The sequence below is a fragment of the Nocardioides sp. genome (genome assembly GCF_034670285.1).
In the GTDB taxonomy this organism is placed as follows: Bacteria; Actinomycetota; Actinomycetes; order Propionibacteriales; family Nocardioidaceae; genus Nocardioides.
This window is the reverse complement of the sequence record NZ_JAXMNS010000312.1, coordinates 1-4,685: the sequence shown is the minus strand read 5'-3', so window position 1 is coordinate 4,685 and position 4,685 is coordinate 1. Positions and strand designations below refer to the sequence as shown.

The following is a 4,685-nucleotide window of genomic DNA, read 5'->3' as shown; positions in this document are numbered from 1 at the left end:
GTCGGCGGTGAGCTCGGACGCCTTCGCCGTCGCACGCCGTACGACGTTGGTGATGCCCAGCCCTGAGGCGCGGAGGCGGTCGCGGTCGTCGTCGCTCATCCCTGCCGCCGGGTCGATCGGCGCGCTGAGGATGCCCGCGCGCAGGAGCGCTGGGTAGAAGCGGTTGCTGGGGTAGGCGAAGTGGGTCGAGGTGGCCGCGGTCCACAGGCCCGGGTTGATCCCGACGAAGAGCAGCCGCAGCGGCGGGTCGTGGGGTCCGGGCAGGAGATCGGGCACCTCGGCGTCGCGGAACGACTCCAGCTCGGCGCGGGTGAAGCTCGTCATGGCACCAGTATCGGCCGCCCCCGGTGGGGCCTCGCCGGAACCCCGGGCGGCCCAGTACCGTCCGATCACCATGCGACGCACTCTCGGAACCACCCTGCTCACCGTCATCCTCGCCGTCCTGCTCGCCGGTGGCCTGCTCACCGGCTGCGGCTCGGAGACCGACACCGAGGCCATCGACCCGGCCGCCTCACCGACCCCCTCGTCGACCCCCTCGTCGACGCCGACGACCGCCCCGTCGTCGACGCAGACAGACGGCGATGCCGCGGAGCCCGTCGACTACGACGTGGTGGCGATGCCGAGCATGACGGCCGCAGGCGGCCGCACCTCACCGATGCTGACCCCGGTCTCGACCCCCGACGAGCTGGACACCTTCGTGTCGCAGTTCCGCCTCGAGGAGTTCGCCGACCAGGTGCGCACCGAGGCGACCGAAGCGGGCGAGCGAGGCTATGACGGGCAGCTGTGGGCTGCGATCGTCTCCGTCGGCTGCGACGTGCCGCCTGGGGTGTTCGTCGAGGAGGGCGAGGCCGGCTACCTGGTGACGCCGCTGAAGGTCAAGGACCCGCTGCAGGAGTGCTTCGCTGCGGTGACCACCGTGGCGCTGGTCGCGATCCGCTGACCGGCAGCGCCGATCAGGGCGCCCGGTAGGTGATCGACACCCCGTTGGGCACCGAGCGCTCGACACCGTCGGAGGGCGAGTTGATCACCTTCACGTTGCCGTTGGGGCGGCGCGCGATCATCGTCGAGGAGCCGCCACCGTCGAGGTTGAGCGCCTCGTCGGCGCCGAGCTCCATCATCATCTCGGCCAGCTCGACCATCGTGTAGCCGCGGCTGAAACGCTGCCGACCGTCGATCACCAGCAGCAGGATCCGGTGCATGTCACGATCGATGCCGATCGCGGTGCGGGGGTGCAGCTCGCGGTCGTCGACCACCTTGACGATGCCCTCGTCGATGAGGAACTGGTTGCCGGTGATCGCCATCTTCGAGGCGCCGACGAGCCTGGGTAGGAAGGTGACCTTGGTGCCGACCTTCAGTGCACGCAGCGCAAAGGCGCCGTCCCCGCGCCCGATGAGCATCCGGCCCTTGATCACGGTGCCCGACGGGAGCCGAGTCTTGTTGTGCACGACCTTGCCGTTGCGCACGTGGACCATCCGGACCTTGGTGGTCTGGCCGTCGACGACTCGGTTGCCCGACGTGCGTCCCCAGGCGGGGGTGTAGAGGCCGATGCCGCCGATCGCGACTGAGGGGGAGTTGACGTTGGCGATCTTCAGGCCGGGGCGTTCCTTGATGCTGGTGATCACCTGCAGCGGGCCGATCTGGGGCACGCCGCCTGCGTCGAAGGAGAACGCGGAGTTCCAGCCGGTGTAGCGGCCGTGCAGGAGGCCGCGCTGCCGGTCGCGGCCGATGCCGAGCGGTGCGCCGGTGTCGCCGATGTCGAAGAAGTCGCCGTTGACGCCGGCGATCGCCTGGTCGCGGCGCAGGATCGTGCTCAGGGGTGCGGTCTGGCGGACCCGGCCGGCGTTGCCGTAGTCGATGCCGACGCCGCGCTGGGTCCAGTCGATGCTCAGCAGGTGCGCGCGGACGGGTCCGCGCTTGTCGGACTCGTCCCAGCTGGTGGCGGTGATGCCGGGCGCGACCTGCCAGTGACGCCGGATCGACACGTCGCCGGCTCCGCGCGCACTGACGCTGCGGGGCCGCGCGATCGGTCCCTGGACGCCGTCGCTGGTCTGGGGGACGTCGTCGGCCCCCGACCCGGCGGACGAGCGGGCGGACCCGGTGGTGCCGTCAGTGAAGGCCGAGGCGACGGACGCCGTCGTCCGGGTGGGTTCGGTGGGCCCGGCGAGGGCTACCGGCGCGACGAGGACGGGCAGGCAGACAAGGACGAGCGAGGGGAAGGTTCGCACCGACCCAGGGTAAAGAACTCAGCGGGTGACGACTGGGAGATGCACGATCGTGTCGTCGATCGTGATGATTCCCGGCACTCGTGACCCCATCGCCACGAAGGTGTCGCTGATCGGCGAGGCCAGGAGGTAGAGCTTCTGGCCGGCTGGGACCTTCACCGAGACCGAGGGGAGTGCGACGCGGCGGGAGGCGCCGACCACCGGCTCGTCCTCGCTGAGGGGCAGCACGTTGTTCTGCACCAGGCGGGCGTCGAGCGGCGAGGAGCCGATCGCCAGGCCGAGGAACGCGCGGTTCTGCACGCCGAGGGCGGTGACGTGACCCCGCAGGTACGGCGTCCCGGCGACGGTCAGCGGCCCCTCGGCGATCTCGTAGGGGATCGGTGCGCCGGCGGCGGTGCTGCTGGCGATCGTGCCCAGCGGGACCTTCTCGGTGGGGCTGACCGATCGCACGGTCACGCACTGTGACGCGGGGGTGGCGAGGTGGATCCGGTTGTAGCCCGTGAGCCCGGTGTCGAGGCCCTTGAGGTGCTCGTCGAAGAACCGGATCGAGAGCTGCTCGAAGTCACCGCCTGCCAGCCGCTGGCTGCACGGGTCGGATGTGACGTTGATGCCCTGCGGCAGCGCGGCGGGCAGCACGTGGCCGCCGTTGTAGCCGACGAAGATGCTCTTCTTGCGAGCGCTCCTGGTGAGGGTGGACTGCCAGTTCCGGAAGCCCTGCTCGAGGGGGAAGAGACCGTCGGTGGTGCCTTGGCCGAGCAGCACCGGGATGGCGAGCCGGCGGCCCCGGTCGACGTGGTGCTTCGGGCCGTTCTTCTCGAAGAACTTCACGAGGTTCTCGCCACCGGGGATGGAGCCGTCGGGGAAGTTGCCGGTGGCAGCGCCCTCGGCCAGTCCCTTGTAGACCTCGGGCGGCAGTGCGTCGGAGGGGACGGCGGCGGCCGCGAGGGCCAGGGCCCACTCGGCGCGGACGACGCCTTCGGGAGCCAGGCTCTGCTCCAGGTCGTACCAGGTGATCTGCGGGGCGAGGGCGTCGAAGAGCGGCTTGCCCCGCAGTCGCAGCGACTCGAAGGCGCCGACGAACTGGTAGCCCCCGCCGTACGAGCCACCGATCGCGCCCAGGCGCGGGTCGTGGCGGCCGTCCTGCTGCACCCAGCGGAGCTTGCTCACGAAGCGCACCAGCCGCCGTACGTCGACGCCCTCGAGCGCGGGCGCCTCGACGTGGGCGCGTCCGCCGGACTCGCCCCAGCCGCGCTGGTCGAACGAGATCACGCCGTAGCCGGCGTCGGTGAAGTCCTCGAACGCCGCGGCCGACGTCGTGCGCGAGCCGCCCCAGCCGTGGCTGTGCATGACCATCGGCACCGCGTTCCTGCGGGTGGCGCCGGCGGGTCGGAAGACCGAGTAGCAGAGGTCGATCCTGGTCGTCGTCCCCGGCTCGGGCTTGCTCTTGAGGCAGCCGTCCGTGGTCTTCACCCGAGCCGGCTTCGCGGCGGGAGCGGCGGTGGCTCCCGACCCGGTGGCGCCCGTGGCGCCGGTGAGTGCGGTGAGGGACGAGGCCAGGAGGACGCCACTGAGCAGGCGTGCGGTGCGGGTGCGCATGCCCGTTCAACGAGCGGCGGTGACCGAGGTCACCATTCCCAGCGGAAAACCTTGACGCGTGTCAGCGACAGGGGTTGGCGCCGAGCAGCGAGAGACCCTGCAGGTCGCCGGGGCCGAAGGCCGACATCATGGTCGTCGTCGGAAACATCAGCTCGCTGCTGTCGTCGACGTGGTCGAGCCCCACGAGGTGGCCCAGCTCGTGCAGCAGCAGCCCCAGCTGGGCGTTGCCGCCCCCGATCTGGCGATCGAGGCGATCGGTGATGTCGGTGTCCATCACGACCGAGCCACTCACATAGCTGCGCTGGAGGCCGCGGGAGACCAGGGTCGGTCCCCCCACGCCGGCGACGTCGTCGGCCAGGGCGTCGACCTCCTGGTCGTCGGCCCAGGCGATGATCACGGGCAGCGGGTCGCCCGACCGGTCGACGCGCTCGGCGAAGTCACGGCTGTCGGTGGTCCCGGCGTCGACGAACCCGAGCCCGGTCGCATCGCTCACCTCGCCGATCGCGCGGTCGACCAGCTCCTCCCAGCCGCCGGGCGCACCCTCGGGGTTCACGACGTACTCGATCTCCAGGCAGGGGTTGAAGCCCACCGGTCGGCCGTCGGAATGGGTGCTCAGGAAGGCGTAGGCGCCGTCGACGTCGGCTACGACCGGCGGCCGGAGCCGGTCCTCGACGCCGAGCACCGAGCGCAGCTGGGTGCTGATCGGACTGTTGCTGAAGGTCACGTAGCCGCCGACGACGCTCAGGGTCACCACGATCGAGAGCACGGTGATGGTGCGTTCACGTTCGCGGGCGAGGGCCATGTCGTCCATGATGGCGCGGTGGTGGGAGCCGAAAGCAGTCGGAGCAGTCCGGGCGTCGACGAGCC

General features: G+C 70.9%; 5 protein-coding genes. 1 reads left to right on the top strand and 4 read right to left on the bottom strand.

All coding sequences use genetic code 11. From position 1 onward, the window contains the following. The coding region (locus tag VOI19_RS14685) for a uracil-DNA glycosylase family protein (protein ID WP_323793708.1) at positions 1 to 324 on the bottom strand (324 nt) is incomplete at its 3' end. A 70-nt stretch (positions 325 to 394) separates the two neighbouring features. Here VOI19_RS14685 and VOI19_RS14680 point away from each other — a divergent pair. Further along, on the top strand, positions 395 to 940 hold the full coding sequence (locus tag VOI19_RS14680; protein ID WP_323793707.1) for a hypothetical protein: 546 nt from the start codon (positions 395 to 397) through the stop codon (positions 938 to 940). Positions 941 to 953: 13 nt separating this feature from the next. Here VOI19_RS14680 and VOI19_RS14675 read toward each other — a convergent pair whose 3' ends face one another. The 3 genes from VOI19_RS14675 to VOI19_RS14665 all read right to left on the bottom strand — a co-directional run. Then, the gene (locus VOI19_RS14675; RefSeq protein ID WP_323793706.1) at positions 954 to 2,225 is read right to left on the bottom strand and encodes a phosphodiester glycosidase family protein; all 1,272 of its coding nucleotides are present in this window, start codon (positions 2,223 to 2,225) and stop codon (positions 954 to 956) included. A gap of 18 nt (positions 2,226 to 2,243) precedes the next feature. Further along, positions 2,244 to 3,818, bottom strand: coding sequence for a CocE/NonD family hydrolase (locus VOI19_RS14670; protein WP_323793705.1), 1,575 nt, complete (start codon positions 3,816 to 3,818; stop codon positions 2,244 to 2,246). A 61-nt stretch (positions 3,819 to 3,879) separates the two neighbouring features. After that, on the bottom strand, positions 3,880 to 4,685 hold an 806-nt coding region (locus VOI19_RS14665), incomplete at its 5' end, for a matrixin family metalloprotease (RefSeq protein ID WP_323793704.1).

What these genes read in the sequence shown, in the direction of transcription:
- VOI19_RS14680 (WP_323793707.1), top strand. Translation starts at nt 395, where the DNA reads ATGCGACGCACTCTCGGAACCACCCTGCTCACCGTCATCCTCGCCGTC.
- VOI19_RS14670 (WP_323793705.1), bottom strand. Translation starts at nt 3,818, where the DNA reads ATGCGCACCCGCACCGCACGCCTGCTCAGTGGCGTCCTCCTGGCCTCG.